The organism is Streptomyces sp. NPDC127129 (genome assembly GCF_042671585.1).
In the GTDB taxonomy this organism is placed as follows: Bacteria; Actinomycetota; Actinomycetes; order Streptomycetales; family Streptomycetaceae; genus Streptomyces.
In genome coordinates this window covers 180,657-199,226 of the sequence record NZ_JBHXTV010000010.1, presented here as the reverse complement: position 1 = coordinate 199,226, position 18,570 = coordinate 180,657, and the positions used below count along the sequence as shown (strand labels likewise).

The window sequence follows — 18,570 nt, the reverse complement described above, 5'->3', positions numbered from 1 at the left end:
GGGCACGAGGTCCTAGGCGGGCCGCTCCGAGGTCAGGACGCCTATCTTGTCGATGCGGTGCTCGGGGTTGCCCTGGGCGTCACGCCAGAAGTTGCCCGCGGCGTCGTCCTCCGGTGTCGCGCAGGTGGAGAGGGTGATCATGGCGCGGGTGGGCTTCTCCCCCGGTTCTCCCGGCACGGCGGCCCGCTGCTCGGCGAGTGAGCCGGCCGAGCGGAAGGAGGTGGACCGCGTCTCGACGATCTCGTACGTGTACACGGTGCCCCGGGCGGTGACGTACACCTTGTCGCCGACGTCGACCGAGGGCAGCGCCCGCAGCGGGCCGCCGGCGGAGAGCCGGTGCGCGGTCACCAGGTAGTTGCCGACGTCCCCCGGTCCGACGCCGCCCCGCTCGCCGTACGGGCTGGCGGCCACCCCGCGGTCCTGGATCCGGGTGCCCGCCGCGTCGTCGGTCGTCCCTTCGTACGGCAGCACGTCGAGGTCCTCGACGCCGATGGCCGGTATGGACAGCTCGGCGGCGACGGGGGGCCGCGGTGAGGGCTCCGAGGGCGGCGGTGGCGCGGCCTCGGGGGCCGGGGGGACGGCGGGGACCTGGGCCGGGGCGCGGGCGTCGACGGAGGTGCCCGTCGTGCTGCGGACGTCGGCGGACGTCCCGCCGCTGCCGCCCACGAGCGCGGCGACGGCCGCGACGATCGCGGCGACCACGCCCACGGCGGCGACGGCCAGAGCGCGGTGCACGCCCCGGCCCTTCGGCGGGCCCTTGCGCAGGGGCCCGCGACGTTGGGCACCCATACCCCCAGGATCGCCCACGCGCGCCGCCCCGGCACCCCGGGCGCGGGCGGTCAGCCGACGCGGTCCCCGGCCGCCACGCGATGGGTCTCCAGTCCGGGCGTCCTGAGCAGCTCGCCGATCAACTCCTCGGAACCGCCGACGTAGGTGGAGACCAGGTCGACGTCACCGCCGACGCACCAGACGCGGTCCTGCGGCCACCACAGGTCGGGGAGTTCCGTGAACGGGTCGGCACGCTCCGGGGTCAGGACGTCGGTCAGCGGTCCCGAGAGCAGGATCTCGTCCCGTTCCGGAGTCGGGAAGGTGGGAGTCCCGGCCCACTCCCGCCGGCCGTACCCCTCCCACAGGCCGAACCAGCACCGCTCCGGCGTGGCGGTGTGCCGGGCGAGGACGGGCGCCAGGACCTGCGCGACCCCGACGGGCGTGGGGCCTTCGGCGGGGTGCTCGTCCCAGACGCCGGGCAGGCCGTACTCCTGCGCGTTCTGGTAGAACCGGTCCGCTCCGATGACCTCGTACCAGTCGGTCAGCGCCGCGACGCGACGCCCGTGGGCGGCGGCGACGGTCTCCCAGCGCACCGGCCGGTCGTCGAGGCCCGCCGGGTGGAGGAGACGCGCGTACGCCGCGAAGCCGGGCGCGGCGACTCCGGCGACAGTCCCGAAATCGCCGTACCCGGGGTGCCTTTCGGCCAGCCAGCGCGCGGGCGCGAGGTCCGCCTCGACGCGCAGGCTTCCGTACGGGGGCTCGGCCCCGCTCGTCCCGTTCACGCGCTACTCTCCGTCGCCGTCCGTCACGGCCGCCCGGTCCCGGGCGGTGTGGAGGATCCGGAAGCGGTCGGGATCCTCCGGATCCCGGTCGACGACCTGGATCGGTGCCCGGTCCCACTGCCACACGCCCACGCCCGGAGTGCGGGAGAACCGGATCGTCCCGCGGGTGCCCTCGACCGCGACGCGCGGCCAGGTCTCCGTCATGCGCGTCCGGTCGGCGGCGTACCCCCCGTGCGTGCCGTGCGCGACGCCGTGCGAGCGGAGCATCTCGGCGAGCACGGTGATCGTGTCGTAGCCCTCGAAGGCCACGAAGGAGGGCGCCTCGTCCAGTCGCTCGCGGAGGGCCGACCCGACCCGGGCGCCGAGTGGGCCGAGGCGCTCGGGCAGGTAGCGCAGGAACGGGATCGCGGCGCCGTTCTCGCCGAGGAGCCTCGTCCATCCGGCGAACTCCGGTTGCCCCGCCGGGGCGCCGATCAGGAGGTCGGCGAGGCGCCGGTCGCGACGGACGGCCTTCACGATCGACACGGCCGGCTCCGGGATGCCGGCCAGCAGGAGGAGGGCCGTCGCGCCGTGCCCGACGAGTCGGTCGCACACCGCCGCGGGCGCGAGTTCGCGCGCGTCGAGTTCGACGACGGTGCCGCCGCGCGGGGCGAGGTGGTCCCGGAGGACGCGCGTTCCGGAGGCCCAGTAGACGCTCGGCTCGGCTGCCACGGCGATGCGGCTGTGTCCGGCGCCGAGGAGGAAGTCCGCGTAGGTCCGCCAGCCGTGGGACTGCGGCGGGGCCAGGCGCGCGACCCGTTCCGTCGGCTGCTCGGTGAGCGCGTCGAGCACCGCCGACGAGCAGAGGAACGGAACGCCGAGAGCGTCCGCCCGCGCGGCTGCGGCGCGCGCGACGACGCTGTGGTACTCCCCCGCCACGGCGGCCACGCCCAGACGGGCCAGTTCGTCCACGGCCGCCTCGGCCCTCCGCGGATCTGCCGCGGTGTCCCGGACCACCAGCTCGATCGGGCGCCCGCCGACGCCGCCGGCGGCATGGACGTCCTGGACGGCCAGTTCGAGCCCGGCGAGGAGGTGCCGGCCCGCCTCGGTCCAGCCGGGCCGGGACAGCGGGACGAGTGCCCCGATCCGGACGGAGGACCCGTCGGCCGGCGCTGCTCCGGACCGTGATGGTGGCGTGTTCATGCGGTGACGTCTCCCGACGGAGGATCCGGTGGGCGTTCGGGCGCCGAGCCTAACCGAGCCGCTCACCGGCCGGTTCCGGCGCCCCGTCCCGTCGTACAGAGCACGTACATATTCCGTCCAGCGGGCCCCTTGCAGAATGGCAACGCCCGCCGCCCACGCGGCCCAGCAAGAACGTATCGCCGCAAGTCTGGTACGGCAGGCCTTCGTCGGAAATCTGATTCGTCCAGTGAATCCAAGGGGAAACACATGCCTGAAGTCGGCGGCTCCAAGGGTCTGACCGTATCCGGTGACCCGTTCCTGTCCACCGTGGACAGGGTGTGCGCATGGCTCGGTTCCGCTCCTGAGAAGGTCGACGCTCTGTCGGGCAGCGAGCGCAGCCGCGTCCTGGGCGAGGTGGCCGACATCAACAACGCCGCTGCCGGGGGTGACATGGGCGCCCTGTACGCGCAGCAGTACCTGCTCGACCGGATCTACCAGCTGTACACGAAGATCCCGCAGCAGCAGAGCGCCGAGGGCTCCGTCGTGGTCTACGAGATAGCCCGCCTCCTGGAGACCGCCACCGCGGCCGCCCAGGACCGGCTGATCGAGCCGGGCCTGCTCGAGGACGCGCCCACCGAGCCGCGGGAGTACCTGACCTGGCTCAAGAACACCGCGCGCAGCCACCGGGTGTACAAGCACCCCTACTACCACGAGTTCATCCGCAACACGGCCACGCACGACGACCTGCGGAACTACGTGATGCAGGAGTCCGTCGTCGACGGTCGCTTCGACGACCTGCTCGCCATGATGCAGGTGGGCACCGCCGGCCCGGCGAAGATGGAGATCGCGGCCAACTTCTGGGACGAGATGGGCAACGGCAAGCCCGAGGAGGTCCACACCCACCTCTTCAACAAGATCTACGAGGTCTTCGAGATCTCCGAGGACGAGCTCGCCCGCTCGCTCACCGCCACCTCGCTGCTCAACGGCAACCTCGCGGTCATGCTCTGCCGTCACCGCACGCTCTACCCGGAGGCCGTGGGCTTCCTGGGCATGACCGAGTGGATGGCGCCGGACCGCTTCGTCCAGGTCGTGCACGCCTGGGAGCGCCTGGGCCTGCCCGACGTCGGCATCGTCTACCACAAGCTGCACATCACGATCGACTCCCAGCACGCGCAGGGCTGGTTCCACAACGTGGTGCTGCCCGCCGCCGAGTCCGCGGACATGCGGCGTGCCATCGCGCGCGGCATCCTGTGGCGGCTCAACTCCTCTGCCGCCTACCTGGACGAGCGCATGCCCTCCGTCGCCGCCTGACGCCGGACGCTCTTCGTCCGACTCCGACGACACCACCCTTTTCTGGAGGAGAGATCATGGCCCTTGGCAGCGAACGCTTCGTCATCATCGACCTGCCGGAGGTCTCGGCCGACATCCTGCCGAGCTACGACGACTGCCCGGTCGACGAGTACATGGGCAACGGCACCCGCTTCAAGCGCTTCTCGCAGTACCGCCTCCGCCCGCAGGGCGACGAGGCGTGGTCGTTCGAGCGCCTCGCGCACCGCGACTACACGACGTACAAGAAGTTCAACTCGGTCGGCGGCGGCATCCGCCGCGTCTACGAGCCGATCAAGGTGGACTTCACCCCGCTGATCGAGCACGGCGTCCGTGAGCTCGGACTCGACCGGTCCGAGGACTGGCAGATCAACGTCCACCAGAACCGGACCCGTGCCGACGGCGAGAAGCCCGGCCCCCTCACGCCCGAGGGCGTGCACCACGACGGCCACGAGTTCGTGATGATCGCGATCCTCAACAAGGTCAACGTGGCCGGCGGCACCACCCGGCTGTGGAACCCCGGCGCCGACGAGCCCTTCTGGAGCGGGACGCTCGAGCCGGGTCAGGCGGTCCTCCTGGACGACCGGGAGCTGGCCCACGACGTCACCGACGTGCTCTCCGCCGACGGCGGTCCGGGCCACCGCGACATCGTGATCATCGCCTTCTCCCGGTGGGCGGAGAAGTGGTACGGCGAGGAGCACGACGCCGCCGCGCTCTCCGAGCAGTGATCCCGGGCGCCGCCCCGAGGTGAGGCACCACGCCTCGGGGCGGCGCCGCGCCCAGCAGCCAAGGGAGATCATCCCGTGATCGACTTCTACAAATACCAGGCAGCAGGCAACGACTACTTGGTGATCGACCCCCGCAGCACGGACTTCCCCCTGACCCGTGAGGCGATCCGGCTGGTCTGCGACCGGCACCGGGGCATCGGGGCGGACGGAGTCCTGTACGGACCGCTGGAGACGCCCCGCCCGGGTGTTCCGGTCCAGCTCGACCTGTACAACTCCGACGGGTCCGACTGCGGCAGAAGCGGCAACGGTCTGCGGATGTTCGCGCTCCACCTCGCCGCGCAGGAGGCCGGCGCCTGGTCCGACGGGCGCGAGTTCACCCTCCGTACGGCCGCCGGCGACTGCCCCGTGCGGGTCGTCGACGCCGCCGAGGGCCGGGTGGAGGTCGGCATGGGCCGTCCCAGCTTCGACGCCGCCGATCTGCCCCTGCTCCGGGAGGACGGCGCACCGTACGGCGGCCGGGCGGTGCGCGTGCCGCTGGCCGTGGACGGCGAGGAGCTGACCGTCACCTCCGTCTACAACGGCAATCCGCACACCGTGGTCCTGGTGGACGCCCCGTCCGCGGACCTCGCCCGCAGGCTCGGCCCGAGGATCGCCCGGCACCCGCGGTTTCCGAACGCCACCAACGTGCAGTTCGCGCGGATGGCGGACCGGTCCGTGATGGAGCTGGAGGTCTTCGAGCGGGGTGCCGGATATGTGACGGCGTCCGGCAGCAGTGCCTGCGCCGCGGTGTCGGCCGCCCGCGAACTGGGGCTGTGCGACGCCCGGGTGGAGGTCAGGATGCCGGGCGGCAGTGTGGAGATCACCGTCGCCGAGGACGGCGCGGTCACGATGACCGGCGACGCCGAGCAGGTCGCCGCCGGCTCCTTCGCACCGGCCCTCCGCGCCCGGCTCGACCGGACCGTTCCGGCGGACGCGACCTCGGGGACCGTACGGTGACTCTCTCCTCGTACGCGCCGGAGTCGCGCGACTATCCGATCCAGAAGTGGGTCTTCGAGGACGCCGCCGGCCGCTTCGACATCGACCTCGGGGACAGCAACATGGTCCCCGGACGTCTCGACGCGCTCAACGTGCCGCCCGGGCTCGAACTCGACTACGGACACGACCGGGGCCTCGCCTCGCTGCGCACCGCCGTCGCCGGCCTCTACGGCGGCTCGGCCGAGTCGGTCCTCGTCACCGTGGGCGCGCAGCAGGCGCTCTACCTCGTGTACGCCGCACTCCTGACCCCGGGGTCCCGGGTGATCGCCTTCCGGCCGGGCTGGCAGCAGTCCTGGGACGTGCCGCCCGAGTTCGGCTGCACAGTGGAGCTCGTCGGGTTCCGGCCGGATCTCAGCTTCGACATCGAGGCCGCCGAGGCGGCGGCCGGGCCGGACGTGAAGCTGATCGTCGCCAACAGCCCGTGCAACCCGACCGGTCGGCGCATCGCGGAGGAGGACCTGCGCGGTCTCCTCGCACTGGCGTCCCGCACGGGGGCGCATCTGCTGCTCGACGAGGAGTACGCGCTCGACCTCTCGCGCTCCGCGGCCGTGGGCGCCGACCGGGTGATCTCGGTGTCGAGCCTCTCCAAGGTGTACGGCTTCCCGGGGCTCCGGGTCGGCTGGCTCTACGGCCCTCCGGACGTCGTGGAGCTCTGTGCCCGGCGCAAGTTCCTGTCCACCATCTCCAACTCGGTGCTGTGCGAGACGCTGGCCGTCGACGTCCTGGCCCACCGCGAGGAGCATCTGCGCACCTACCGCGAGATCACCCGCCAGGGTCTCGGACTCGTACGGGACTTCGCCGGGCGCAACGCGGACGCGGTGACCCTCGTGGAACCCGAGGACACCCCGTTCGCCTGGCTCTGGCTCACCACCGGCGAGGAACCGCTGGCGATGTGCCGCAGAGCCCTGGACCTGGGCGTGCTGCTCATGCCCGGCGAGACGCTGGGGGCCAGCGACGGCTTCCGGATCTGCTTCGCGCGCTCCGCGGAGGCCGTGGCCGAGGGGCTGGGCCGCGTGGAGCGGGTCCTCAGACCCTCGGCGCCCGTCCCGGGGCAGGCGCCGGCTCCGGCCGCCTGACCGCTCCACCGCCCGGCCCCGCCCCTGCGACAGCCGCACGACCGCTGAACCGCACCACAGGTGAACCGCGCCACCGCCCCACCGCCCCACCGCTGAACCGCCCCACCGCACGGGGCGCCCTCCCGGCCGGCCGAGCCGCCGGAGGGCCGCCCCGATGCGGGCCGCCGACCCACGGCCGCCGCACCCGGCCCACCAGGTTCCGGCCCCGCTCTTCCCTCTCCCGTACCGCCACCGCCCTACCCCGCCATGCCCCGACCTGCCCTGCCCGCTTCCTGCCGCACCGGGGTGCGAGGGCCCGGGTCGCTTCCCCGCGCCCGCTGGGCGACCACCGTGAACAGCCGAACGGAGTTCTGTGACGATGAGCATGCACACCGCCGAGTCGCGCATCCAACTGTCCTTCGGACAGGAGCAGTTGTGGTTCCTCGACCAGATGAGCCCCGGTGAGACCACCTACAACGTCCCCCTCGCCTACCGGCTGCGCGGTGCGCTCGACACGGCCGCCCTTGAGGGCGCGCTCAACCTGCTGGTGAAGCGCCACGAGCAGCTGCGGGTGACCTTCCACGCGGCCGACGGCGTCCCCTACCAGGTCGTCTCGCCGGCCGAGGACCGGCCGCTGCCGCTCCGGGACCTGTCCGGGCTCGCACCCGACGAGGCGGAGAACGAGCTGCGCGAGGCGCTGCAGACCGAGGCGGACACACCGTTCGACCTGGCGGCCGGTCCGATCTCCCGGTTCCAGCTCTTCCGGCTGGCCGACGACCACCACGTGCTCGGCCTGAGCTTCCACCACATCATCACCGACGGCTGGTCCGGCGGTGTGGTCAGCCGAGAGATCTCCCAGGCGTACGGGGAGCTGGCCGCGGGCCGGACGCCCGCGCTGCAGGAGCTGTCCATCGGCTACGCCGACCACATCCAGCGCCAGCGCAAGCAGCGGGCCGACGGGGTGTGGGAGGAGGAGCTGAAGTTCTGGGAGGAGCGGCTGGCCGGTCTCGAGGCGCTCGAACTGCCCGCCGACCGGCTGCGGCCGGCCGAGCCCACGCAGAACGGCGAGACCTTCGTGGTCGACTTCCCGGCCGAACTGCTGACGAAGGCCCGGGCCCTGGCGCACGAGCAGGGCGCCTCCCTCTACATGGTGGTCGCCGCCGCGCTGAACGTCGTGCTGAGCCGCTACAGCGGCCAGGACGACATCGCCCTCGGCGTGCCGATGCTGGGCCGTACCGACCCCGAACTCGAAGACGTGGTCGGTCTGTTCATCAACATGACGGTGCTGCGCTGCGACCTGTCGGGCGATGTCACCTTCGCCGAGCTCCTGGAGCGCATCGCCGACGCGAACCTCGACATGTACGACAACCAGGACGTGCCGTTCGACCACGTCGTGGACCGCGTGCAGACGACGCGGGACGCGGGGCGCAACCCGCTGTTCCAGATCGCCTGCCAGCTGCTCGGCGAGGCCGCGACGGGCGACTCCCTGGAGCTGGCCGGGCTGACCTCCGAGTCGATCCCGCTCGCGACCTCGCGCTCCCGGTTCGACCTCTCCTTCAGTTTCGTGGAGGGCGCCGAACGGCTGCGCCTGATCGTCGAGTTCGCGACCGACCTGTACGACCGCTGGCGCGTCGAGGCCATGATCGGGCACTTCCAGAACGTGCTCGACGCGGCCTCGGACGCCCCGGAGACCGCGGTCGCGGCGCTGCCGCTGCTCGCCGAGGAGGAGCGGGCCGAGCTCCTGGAGGTGGGCCGCGGCGCCGACTTCGACTACCCGACCGAGCCGGTGCACGCCACGATCGCCCGGATCGCGGGGGAGAACCCCGAGCTGGTCGCGGCGGTCTGCCGCGGCAAGGAGATGACGTACGGCGAGCTGATGCGCAAGGCGGGCAAGCTCGCCCGGTACATCCGTTCCCGGGGCGTGCGCCAGGAGGAGGTCGTCGCCATCGCGATGGACCGCGACCTGGACGCGCTGGTCGCGATCCTCGGCGTCATGGTGTCCGGCGCCGCGTACACGATCATCGACCCCTCGCACCCCAACGCCCGCCTGGACCACATGCTGCGGGACACCAAGAGCCCGCTGGTCATCACGCGGGCCGGCTCGGTGGGCGACCTGCCGGAGTCGTGCGGCTGGGCGAGCGTCAACATCGACACCGACTGGGACGCCATCGAGGCGCAGCCGGACGACGAGCCGCTGGAGGAGTGGGCCCGGCCGGAGTCCCTGATCTACGTCCTCTACACCTCGGGGTCCACCGGGCGTCCGAAGGGCGTGATGATCGAGCAGCGCGGTCTGCGCATGTTCATCGAGGCGTACCGGCGCAGCTTCGGCGAGTGGACCACCGAGGACCGGCTGCTGCAGCTGCCCGCGCTGACCTTCGACATGTCGCAGGGCGAGATCTTCGCCGGCCTGATCAGCGGTTCGGCCCTGGTGCTCGTGGCGCCGGAGGACGCCTCGTCCCCGGAGTCCCTCGGCTCCCTCATCCGTGACCAGCGGGTGACGTACGCCGGCCTCTCGCCCGCGATCCTCTCGGTGGTGGACGCGGGGCCGTACCCGGACCTGAAGTACATCATGGGCGGTGCGGAGGCGCTTCCGGCCGAGCTGGTCAACAAGTGGAACCTGCCGGGGCGCAAGTTCGTGAACCTCTACGGCCCCACCGAGGCGTCGGTGGCGACCACCGAGTACCTCTGCGAGCACAAGGAGTGGCTGTCCTCGCCGCCGATCGGACGGCCCGAGTTCGGCCGTCTGCACTACGTGGTGGACAAGGAGTTCAACCTGGTGCCGGTCGGTGTCCCGGGTGAGCTGCTGATCGGCGGCGACGAGGGTCTGGCCCGCGGCTACCTCAACCTGCCGGAGATGACGGAGGAGAAGTTCGTCCCGGACCCGTTCCTGGGCGAGGGCCGGGTCTACCGCACGGGCGACCTGGTGCGCTGGACCCGCGATCTGCAGATCGACTTCATCGGGCGGCTCGACAACCAGGTCAAGCTGCGTGGTCTGCGGATCGAGCTCGGTGAGATCGAGTCCGGCCTGCTGACCCACCCGAAGGTCCGGATGGCCCTGGTCCTGCTGCGTGAGGACTTCGGGGAGAAGCAGCTCGTCGCGTACTACACGGTCCTCGGCGACACCCCGCCGACGGTGGCTGAGCTCCGTGAGCACCTGGGCAGCACGATGCCGGAGTACATGGTGCCGACGGGCTGGGTGGAGCTGTCGGAGTTCCCGCTGACCCCGGCCCGCAAGATCGACCGGGCCAAGCTCCCCGCACCGGTGTCGGGTTCGGGCGACGGGACGGCCAGCTTCGTCGCCCCGGTGACGGCGACCGAGGAGAAGGTGGCCGAGGTCTTCGGTGCTGTACTGTCCATGACACAGATCAGCGCGGACGGCAACTTCTTCGAGCTGGGGGGCAATTCGCTGCAGGCGATGCGGGTCGTGAGCCGGCTCAACAAGCACTTCGGCGTCAAGGTCAACGTCCGCTCCCTGTACGGAGGCGCCACCGTCGCCACCGTCGCCGGCGCCATCGACGCGCTGGTGGAGTCCAAGGCGGGCGCGCGTGCTTGAGGTCCCACGGGTGGCCATCCCGTCCCCGCAGGCGCACACCTCCCAGAACGGCTCCGGTTCCGGCTCCGCCCACGACTCCGCGCAGGCCGTGCTGCTGCACCAGGGAGTGGCGCTGCTGAACCGGACCGACCCCGAACTGGCCCTGCTCCTCGACCGCGAGGTCCAGGAGCAGGCCATGACGCTCGCCATGGTGGCGTCCGCCAGCGTCGCGAACCCGGCCGTCCTGGCCACGGGCGGCGCCGCCCTGTCGAACGTGACGGCCGAGGGCTATCCGGGGGCCCGCTACCACCCCGGCGCCGGGCGGTTCGACGCCGCCGAGCGACTGGCCGTCGAGCGCGCCGAGCACGCCTTCGGGGCACGGTACGCCAATGTGCAGCCGCACTCCTGCTCCTCGGCCAACCAGGCCGTACTGGCGGCGCTGCTGCCCCCGGGCGGGGTCCTGCTCGCCCTCGACCTGGACTCCGGCGGCCATCTGACCCACGGGTCGGCCGCCTCGGTCACCGGACACCACTACCGGGCCGTCCACTACGGCCTCGACGACCAGGGGTTCATCGACTACGACCAGGTGGCCGAACTGGCCCTGGCCCACCGCCCCCAGGTGCTCATCGCGGGAGCCAGCGCCTATCCGCGGACGCTGGACTTCGCCCGGTTCCGCGCGATCGCGGACTCGGTGGGTGCCTATCTGGTGGCCGACATCTCGCACATCGCCGGCCTGGTGGCCGCCGGGGAGCACCCCAGTCCCATCGATCTGGCGCATGTCACGACCACCAGCACGTACAAGCAGCTGGGCGGGCCGCGCGGAGGGCTGATCCTCATGGGCGCGGAGCACCGGGCGCCCGGCCCGGACTCCCGACGGACCCCGCTCGACCGGCTGATGCAGCGCGCGGTCTTCCCGCAGTCCCAGGGGACGCCGAGCCCGGCGTCGGTCGCCGCCAAGGCGCACGCCCTCAAGCTGGTGGCGGAGCCGGAGTTCCGGGCGACCATGCGGCTGGTGCGCGACGACGCCGCGGCACTCTCCGACGCCCTGGCCGAGTACGGCTACCGGGTGCTGACCGGCGGCACCGAGAACCACATGGTGCTCCTGGACATGTTCGACCGCGGCATCACCGGTGTCGTCGCCGAACGCGCCCTGGAGGCGGTCGGAATCCTCACCAACCGCAACCGCATCCCCAAGGACACCAAGGCCCCGCTCGTCGCCAGCGGTCTGCGTCTGGGCACGAACGTGCTGGCGCAACGCGGCATGGGTCCCGGCGAGATGCGGGTCTGCGCGGCTCTGCTGCACGAGGTTCTCATGGCCACGACGGTGCTCGGCGACACCGAGTTCCGTACCGACCCCGGGGTCCGCGACCGCGTGGCGGCCGAGGTGGCCGCCCTCTGCCGCGCCCACCCCCTGCCCTTCGGCGCCGGCCTCGGCCCCGCCGAGGGCTCCGACCGCGAGCCAGGAGAGAGGTCTTGAGCCGGAACACCACTCCCGTGACGCCTCCCGCGCATGCGCAGGCGCCCGTACCGGCGCCGCCCGCGCTGCTGCCGGCGGACCGCCCGCGACTGCCCGGAGCCGCTCCGGACCGCAGCGACTCCGTCCGGCTGACGCTGGGCCCGTCGGCCCGTTCCGCCTCGGAGGAGATGCTGCTGGCCGGGTTCACCGCGCTGCTCCACCGCTGGACCGGTCAGGCCGCGTTCGGCTTCCTCGTCACGACCCCCGCTTCGGGGACGGTCCGGCTGAGCCGGACCGTCCCCGGGGCGGCGGCCCTCACCGGGCTCGCCCTCGGCGCGGAGGCCGGGCGGGAGCCCGTCGACGGATCGGGGCAGGACGAGTTCGAGCTGGTGCTGCACGCCCCGGGCGAGGAGGACGACAAGCTGCCGGGCGCGGAGCTGCGGTACGCCCCCGAACTCTTCGACCGGGACACCGCCGTCCGCCTCCTCACCTCCTACCGCACGCTCCTGGAGGACGGGCTGACCGACCCGGAGCGTCCGGTGGCGGAGCTGCGGCTGCTGCCCGAGGACGAACTCCGCCGGATGCTCGTCGAGTGGAACGACACCGCGGCCGACCTCCCGCACGACGTGTGCCTGCACTCCGCCTTCGAGGCCCGTGCCGCCGAGGCCCCCGACGCCCCGGCTCTGCTGGGCAGCGGCGGGACCCGGACGTACCGCGAGGTCAACGAGGCGGCGAACCGGCTCGCCCACCACCTCAGGAGCCTGGGTGTCGGCCCGGACCGGCGCGTGGGCATCTGCCTGGACCGGAGCGCCGAGCTTCTGGTCGCCGTGCTCGGCGTGCTCAAGGCGGGCGGCGCCTATGTGCCGCTCGACCCCGACTACCCGCGCGAGCGCCTCGCCACCATGGTCGCGGGCACGTCCTGCGCGGTCGTGCTCAGCCGGACCGGGCCGGCGGAGAGCCTGCCGCTGCCGGACATCGACCCGGCCACACCCGTGGTGCTCCTCGACCGGGACGAGGCGGTCCTCGCCGCGCTCCCCGTGCACGACCCCGAGGGCGGGGCGACGCCCGAGGATCTCGCGTACATCATCCACACCTCGGGCTCCACCGGCGCTCCCAAGCCCATCGCCCTGCGCCACCGCGGGGTGATGAACAACATCGCGGACCTCAACACCCGCTTCGGCGTGGGTCCCGGTGACCGGGTCCTCGCCCTGTCGTCGCCCAGCTTCGACATGTCGGTGTACGAGTTCCTGGGGCTGACGGCCGCAGGCGGCACCGTGATCCTTCCGGAGCCGGAGCGCGCGAAGGACCCGGAGCACTGGGCCGACCTGCTGGCCGAGCACCGGGTCACCGTGTGGAACTCCGCCCCCGCCCTCCTCGACATGGTCGTCGACCATCTCGAGAGCACCGGCGCGCGGCCGCTGGACGATCTGCGGCTCGCCCTGCTCGGCGGCGACTGGATCCCCGTGTCGCTGCCCGACCGGGCCCGCGCGAAGGCCCCCGCCCTGCGCTTCGTCGCCCTCGGCGGGGCCACCGAGTCGTCCATCCACTCGACGATCTACGAGGTGGTGAAGACCGACCCGCGCTGGACGAGCATCCCGTACGGCCGTCCCATGGCCAACCAGCGCACGTACATCCTCGACGAGAACCGCCGGCCCGTACCCCCCGGTGTTCCGGGTGAACTCCACCTGGCGGGGATCGGTCTGGCCCGGGACTATCTCGGCCGGCCGGAGCAGACGGCGGAGCGGTTCTTCGACTGGTCCTGCGGCGAGGTGCAGGGCGAGCGCCTGTACCGGACGGGCGACATCGCCCGCCACGGGCCCGACGGTCTGATCGAACTGCTGGGCAGGGCGGACTTCCAGGTCAAGCTGCGCGGTCTGCGGATCGAACTCGGTGAGATCGAGGCCGTGCTGCGCGGCCACGACACCGTGCGGGAGGCCGTCGTCACCGCGCACCCCGACGGTTCGGGCGACCGGCGGCTGGTCGCGTACCTCGTCGCCGAGGCGGACCGGACCGTGGAGCCGCAGACGGTCGCCGAGCACGCCGCCCTGTCGCTGCCCCGCTTCATGGTGCCGAGCAGCCTGCTCGTCCTGGACGAGCTGCCCCTGACGCCCAACGGGAAGGTCGACCGCAAGGCCCTCCCGGCGCCGCCCGACGACCCGGGCGAGCCGGAGGAGAGCTACGCGCCCCCGGCCACGGAGACCGAGAGGACGGTGGCGGGGATCTTCGCGGCCGTGCTCGGCGTCGCGCGGGTCGGCGCGGACAGCGGATTCTTCGCGGTCGGCGGCAACTCCCTCCAGGCCATGCGTGCGGTCACCCGGCTCAACAAGCACTTCGGGATCAGGGTGAACGTCCGCCTGCTGTACGGCGGAAGCACCGTCAGGAGCATCGCGCTCGTCATCGACGAGCGGCTCGCGCAGCCCGCACCGACCCCGAACGGAGCGTCCGCACCGTGATCGAACCGTCCGTCGGCAGTCTCGTCGCCCTCCGGGCGGAGGGCGACCGGCTCCCGCTCCACTGTGTCCATCCGGTCTCCGGTTCGCCGTTCTGCTACTCGGCGATGGCGCACCGGCTCCGGGACGGGCAACCGGTGTTCGGCTTCGAGGCACCGGGGTTCGACGGCGCCTCCGAACCCCTCACCTCCATCCGGGCCCTGGCCGAGCTGCACACGGCGTCCCTCCGCGCGGCCCGCCCGCACGGTCCGTACCAGCTGCTCGGCTGGTCGCTGGGCGGTGTCGTCGCCTACGAGATGGCGCGGCTGCTCGCCGCCGAGGGGGAGGAGGTGCCGCTGCTCGTCATCGTCGACGCGGCGCTTCCCGGGACGCAGTCGGTGCCGCCCGACGACGAGCTGGCCCGCTACTTCCTGTACGACTTCCTCGGCGTGACCCGTGACCGGGCCCCGGGCGTCGACAAGGCGCTGGCCGGTGTGCGTCCGGGGGCGGAGCCGGCCGAAGTCTTCGAGGCGGCCGAGCTCCACGGGGCCGTACCGGAGGAGTTCGACGCGGAGTTCCTGATGGAGCGCTACGCCCTGTTCCGTACGCATGTCGTGGCCATGCGCGAGCACCGTCTCGACGCGGTCCACGACGGTCCGGCGATCCTGATCAAGGCCGAGGACTCGGTGGAGCGGCTGCTCGACTGGAGTCCGTACGTGAGCCGGCTCTCCGTGCGCACGGCACCGGGCGACCACCACTCGGTGTGGCAGGGCGCGGGGCTCACGGCCATCAGCGCCATCGTCGACCAGGCTCTGGGGGAGGCGACCGCGTCATGACGGAGCATGGCACGCCCACCGCCCCGGCCCCCGCGGCCGAGGCGGAGGGCCCCCCTCGGTCGCTCTGGCGCGACAGGGACTTCATGGTGTTCTGGACGGGCGAGGCGCTCTCCCTGTACGGCACCCAGATCACCCAGCTCGCGCTTCCGCTGACCGCGGTCCTGGTCTTCGGTGTGGGTGCCGGGGAGCTGGGCATGCTGCGGTTCGCCCAGCTCGTTCCCTTCCTCGGCCTCGCGCTGCTCTTCGGCGTCTGGGTGGACCGGATGCGCAAGCGCCCGGTCATGCTGGGTGCCAACGTGGTCAGGATGGTGCTGATCGGCCTGGTGCCCGTCCTGTACGAGTTCGACCTGCTGACGCTGCCGACGCTGTACGCCCTGGCGCTCGGCATCGGGATCGCGACGGTGCTCTTCGACGTCAGCTGGATGTCGTACGTCCCCGTCCTGGTGAAGGACCGGCGCAGTCTGCTGGAGGCCAACACCAAGCTGAACGCCACCCTTTCGTCGGCGGACATCGCCGGGCCGGGACTCGCCGGCACGCTGGTGAGCGCGTTCTCGGCGCCGTTCGCCATGACCGCCAACGCGTTCTCGTACGCCCTGTCGGTGCTGTCGCTGATCCTCATCAGGAAGCCCGAGCCGGCGCCGGAGCCACCTGCGGAGAAGCGCCGGCTGGGCGCGGAACTCGCCGAGGGCCTGCGGTGGGTGTTCGGCAACCGGTGGCTGCGGGCGATCGGTCTGGTCGGCTGCTCCTGCAACTTCCTTCTCACCATGGTGCAGACGCTGTTCCTCCTGTACGCGGTGCGCGACAAGGAGCTGTCCGCCGCCGCGGTCGGTTTCGTCATGGGCGCGGCAGCCGTGGGCGGGCTGCTGGGCGCGCTGGTGTCGGGCGCGGTGGTGCGCCGGCTGTCGGTGGGCACCGCCTACCGGGTGTCGGTGTCGGTCATCTTCCTCGGCCCGCTGCTCGTCCCGGCGGCGGGCGGCCCGCGCTGGCTGCTCGTGGGCCTGTTCGTGGCCTCCTTCTTCCTGGAGTACTTCGGCGCGAGCGTCTCGAACGTCCTCATCGTGAGTCTGCGTCAGACCATCACCCCGCAGCACCTGATGGGACGGATGACGGCCGCGATGCGCATGCTGCTGTACGGCGGCGGTGCGCTGGGCGGCCCGGTCGGCGGTCTGCTCGCGGCGATGGCGGGGCTGCACGGCGCCCTGTGGATCGGTGGTCTGCTCTCGGCCGCGATGCTGATCCCGATCTTCCTCTCCCCGGTCGGCGGACTGCGCACCATGCCGACCGGGCCGGAGGACGAAGCCCTCACCTCGCGGTGAGGTCCGTCGGCCGCGTGACGTCGTCGTGCTGGCGGAACGCGGCCCTGCGGAGCACCGCGGCGCGGCGCAGCACCACGGCGTAGCTCTCGCCCCGGTCCTTCTCCGCCGGCCGCTCGTCCAGGACGACCGGCTGCGCCTGCGCGAGGCGCGCGAGGGCGGCCCGCCGGTTCAGCACCGGCTCGCTCTGCGCGCACTCCGCCGCGTAGATCCCCAGGAGGTCGTGGAGGCGGTAGCGATGCCCGTGGTCCTCCAGGAGATGGTGGGCCACGAGCGTGTCGAGCAGCTGCCGGGCGGTGTCGCGGTCCGTGTCGGCGAGGGCCGCCGCGACGGTGCCGGTGATCGGTCCGTCCTTGGCCAGGCCCAGGAAGCGGAACATCCGCGCCGCCTCGGCGGGCAGTGCCTGGTACGAGGTCTCGAACGCGTCGCGGACGCTGGCCAGGGCGTCGTCCCCCACGGTGAGGCGGTCCAGCCGGCCGCTCTCCAGGGTGTACTGCTCCACCAGCGTCGCCAGCGGGACGTCGGGGTTGGCCGCGATCCCCTCGGCGATGATGCGCAGGGCGAGCGGCAGTCCGCCGCAGAGTGCCGCCAGTCGCCGTGCGGTCCGGGGCTCCTGGGAGAGCCGGCCCGCGGAGAGGGCGGTGAGCAGCTGCGCCGCCTCGTCGACGGCGAGCGGGCGCACGGTGTGGGTGCGTGCCCCGTCGCGGGCGGCGAGTCCGCCGAACCGCTGCCGGCTGGTGGCGACGACGCAGGACGCGCCGCGCGGTATGAGCGGGCGGAGCTGGTCCACGCTCAGGGCGTCGTCGAGGACGACCAGCATCCGTCTGCCGTACAGCAGGCTGCGGTAGAGCGTGGCCCGGCCGGCGAGGTCGCGCGGGATACGGGTGCTGTCGGCGCCGAGGCTGGTGAGCAGCTGGAGCAGCGCGTCGGAGGCGGTGAGCGGCCTGCCGCGCAGGCCGTTGCCGCAGAGGTCGACGTAGAGCTGGCCGTCGGGGAAGCGGTCCGAGAGCCGGTGGGCCAGTTCCAGGACGAGAGCCGACTTGCCGACCCCGGCGGGGCCGTCGACGACGATCACCGGAGTGCTCGGCCGGGTCGCCCGGCTCGTGAACTCGTCGTCGAGGAGACCCTCCAGCTGCTTCAGCTCGGTGTCGCGTCCGGTGAAGCCACGGGCCACCGGCGGGAGCTGGGCCGGTAAGGGGACTCCGGCGCCGAGCCCCTCCCGGGGCCGGGGGGTGAGGCCGCCGCCGGGGAGCCGTAACTCCCGCTGTCCCGCGAGGATCCGCCGGTGGAGGTCCTGAAGTTCGGTCCCCGGCTCGATGCCCAGCTCCCTGCGCAGAAGCTGCCGGGTCTCCGTGTACACGGCGAGGGCGTGTGCCTGGCGGCCGGCGTGGTAGAGCGCCAGCATCAGCAGCCAGCGGAGCTTCTCGCGCAGCGGCTCCTCGGCCGCCGCGCGGGAGAGGGCGTCGACCACCTCGGCGTGCTCGCCCGCCTCGACCATGACGGCCGCCCACTCCTCGACGGCGGTGAGGCGCAGGTCCCGCAGACGGACGCCCTCCATCGCGGCGAAGGGGCCGGGCACTCCGGAGTACGCCTCGCCCCGCCAGAGCGCCAGGGCGTCCTCGTACAGCCGTAACGTCGTCTCGGCGCTGCCGCCCTCGCGTGATCTGCGGGCGTGGCCGTGGCGTTCGACGAAGAGCGTGGCGTCGACGTCCGTGGGTTCGAGCCGGAGGCAGTAGCCGCCGGGCTCCGAGGAGAGCACCGTGCTGGCCGCCCTGTTGCCGCGTCCCGGCTCCAGTGCGCGGCGCAGCCGGGCGACATAGGTGTGGACGCCGTTGGCCGCCGTCTGCGGGGTGTCGCTGCCCCAGAGGGCGCTGGTGATGGTGTCCCCGCTCACCACCTCGCCCGCCCGGCTGGCCAGCAGGCTCAGGACCGCCCGCTGTTTGGGCGAGCCCAGCGCCACTTCCTCACCGTGCCGCCAGGCCCGGATCGGCCCTAAGAGCTGTATGCGAAGAGGTGCCCCCGTGCAGGTCATGTCCCGTTCACCCCTCAGGGTCGCGTGCTGTTCATGTCGGTTCCCGGTGGTGGCCGTTCGGGCCCCGGGGGTGCGCGAAGGCGGCGAGTTGCGCCGCGTATCGCGTTGTTCATGAAG

The 18,570-nt window shown here is 72.6% G+C and carries 13 protein-coding genes; 9 read left to right on the top strand and 4 right to left on the bottom strand.

Features of this window, described 5'->3' with window-relative positions; all coding sequences use genetic code 11:
• Positions 1-12: 12 nt before the first annotated feature.
• From ACFVGW_RS20825 to ACFVGW_RS20815, 3 genes are read right to left on the bottom strand one after another with little or no spacing between them, the layout of a single operon-like run.
• Positions 13-789 (bottom strand): class E sortase, encoded by a 777-nt coding sequence (locus tag ACFVGW_RS20825; protein WP_385853028.1) that lies wholly within the window; start codon positions 787-789, stop codon positions 13-15.
• A gap of 50 nt (positions 790-839) precedes the next feature.
• Positions 840-1,550: a hypothetical protein gene (locus ACFVGW_RS20820; protein WP_385853027.1), complete on the bottom strand. Its 711-nt coding sequence runs from the start codon at positions 1,548-1,550 to the stop codon at positions 840-842.
• 3 nt (positions 1,551-1,553) lie between these two features.
• Positions 1,554-2,732, bottom strand: coding sequence for an ABC transporter substrate-binding protein (locus ACFVGW_RS20815; RefSeq protein ID WP_385853026.1), 1,179 nt, complete (start codon positions 2,730-2,732; stop codon positions 1,554-1,556).
• A gap of 246 nt (positions 2,733-2,978) precedes the next feature.
• Between ACFVGW_RS20815 and ACFVGW_RS20810 the strand changes: the two genes are divergently transcribed.
• From ACFVGW_RS20810 to ACFVGW_RS20770, 9 genes are all read left to right on the top strand, one after another.
• A complete protein-coding gene (locus tag ACFVGW_RS20810; RefSeq protein ID WP_385853025.1) occupies positions 2,979-4,022 on the top strand; it encodes an iron-containing redox enzyme family protein in 1,044 nt (347 codons plus the stop codon).
• A 56-nt stretch (positions 4,023-4,078) separates the two neighbouring features.
• Positions 4,079-4,765, top strand: coding sequence for a 2OG-Fe dioxygenase family protein (locus ACFVGW_RS20805; protein WP_383223643.1), 687 nt, complete (start codon positions 4,079-4,081; stop codon positions 4,763-4,765).
• 75 nt (positions 4,766-4,840) lie between these two features.
• Entirely contained in the window at positions 4,841-5,761 is a 921-nt protein-coding gene (gene dapF, locus ACFVGW_RS20800; protein WP_385853024.1) for a diaminopimelate epimerase, read from the top strand.
• Positions 5,758-6,876 carry a pyridoxal phosphate-dependent aminotransferase gene (locus tag ACFVGW_RS20795; protein ID WP_385853023.1) on the top strand — a complete coding sequence of 373 codons (1,119 nt, stop codon included), beginning with the start codon at positions 5,758-5,760 and terminating at the stop codon, positions 6,874-6,876. Before dapF ends, ACFVGW_RS20795 begins: the two co-directional genes overlap by 4 nt.
• Positions 6,877-7,234: 358 nt before the next feature.
• Positions 7,235-10,408: an amino acid adenylation domain-containing protein gene (locus tag ACFVGW_RS20790; protein WP_385853022.1), complete on the top strand. Its 3,174-nt coding sequence runs from the start codon at positions 7,235-7,237 to the stop codon at positions 10,406-10,408.
• Complete coding sequence (gene glyA / locus ACFVGW_RS20785) at positions 10,401-11,864, top strand: serine hydroxymethyltransferase (protein ID WP_385853021.1); 1,464 nt, start codon at positions 10,401-10,403, stop codon at positions 11,862-11,864. Before ACFVGW_RS20790 ends, glyA begins: the two co-directional genes overlap by 8 nt.
• On the top strand, positions 11,861-14,296 hold the full coding sequence (locus tag ACFVGW_RS20780) for an amino acid adenylation domain-containing protein (RefSeq protein ID WP_385853020.1): 2,436 nt from the start codon (positions 11,861-11,863) through the stop codon (positions 14,294-14,296). Before glyA ends, ACFVGW_RS20780 begins: the two co-directional genes overlap by 4 nt.
• Positions 14,293-15,108, top strand: coding sequence for an alpha/beta fold hydrolase (locus ACFVGW_RS20775; RefSeq protein WP_385853019.1), 816 nt, complete (start codon positions 14,293-14,295; stop codon positions 15,106-15,108). The genes ACFVGW_RS20780 and ACFVGW_RS20775 overlap by 4 nt, the downstream gene beginning before the upstream one ends.
• Positions 15,105-16,424 (top strand): MFS transporter, encoded by a 1,320-nt coding sequence (locus ACFVGW_RS20770; RefSeq protein ID WP_383288394.1) that lies wholly within the window; start codon positions 15,105-15,107, stop codon positions 16,422-16,424. The genes ACFVGW_RS20775 and ACFVGW_RS20770 overlap by 4 nt, the downstream gene beginning before the upstream one ends.
• Here the strand turns inward: ACFVGW_RS20770 and ACFVGW_RS20765 are convergent.
• Positions 16,411-18,381 carry a BTAD domain-containing putative transcriptional regulator gene (locus ACFVGW_RS20765; protein ID WP_385853018.1) on the bottom strand — a complete coding sequence of 657 codons (1,971 nt, stop codon included), beginning with the start codon at positions 18,379-18,381 and terminating at the stop codon, positions 16,411-16,413. The two genes, ACFVGW_RS20770 and ACFVGW_RS20765, sit on opposite strands and share 14 nt — an antisense overlap.
• Positions 18,382-18,570: the final 189 nt, after the last annotated feature.

What these genes read in the sequence shown, in the direction of transcription:
- ACFVGW_RS20770 (WP_383288394.1), top strand. Translation starts at nt 15,105, where the DNA reads ATGACGGAGCATGGCACGCCCACCGCCCCGGCCCCCGCGGCCGAGGCG.
- ACFVGW_RS20810 (WP_385853025.1), top strand. Translation starts at nt 2,979, where the DNA reads ATGCCTGAAGTCGGCGGCTCCAAGGGTCTGACCGTATCCGGTGACCCG.
- ACFVGW_RS20825 (WP_385853028.1), bottom strand. Translation starts at nt 789, where the DNA reads ATGGGTGCCCAACGTCGCGGGCCCCTGCGCAAGGGCCCGCCGAAGGGC.
- ACFVGW_RS20805 (WP_383223643.1), top strand. Translation starts at nt 4,079, where the DNA reads ATGGCCCTTGGCAGCGAACGCTTCGTCATCATCGACCTGCCGGAGGTC.
- ACFVGW_RS20790 (WP_385853022.1), top strand. Translation starts at nt 7,235, where the DNA reads ATGAGCATGCACACCGCCGAGTCGCGCATCCAACTGTCCTTCGGACAG.
- ACFVGW_RS20815 (WP_385853026.1), bottom strand. Translation starts at nt 2,732, where the DNA reads ATGAACACGCCACCATCACGGTCCGGAGCAGCGCCGGCCGACGGGTCC.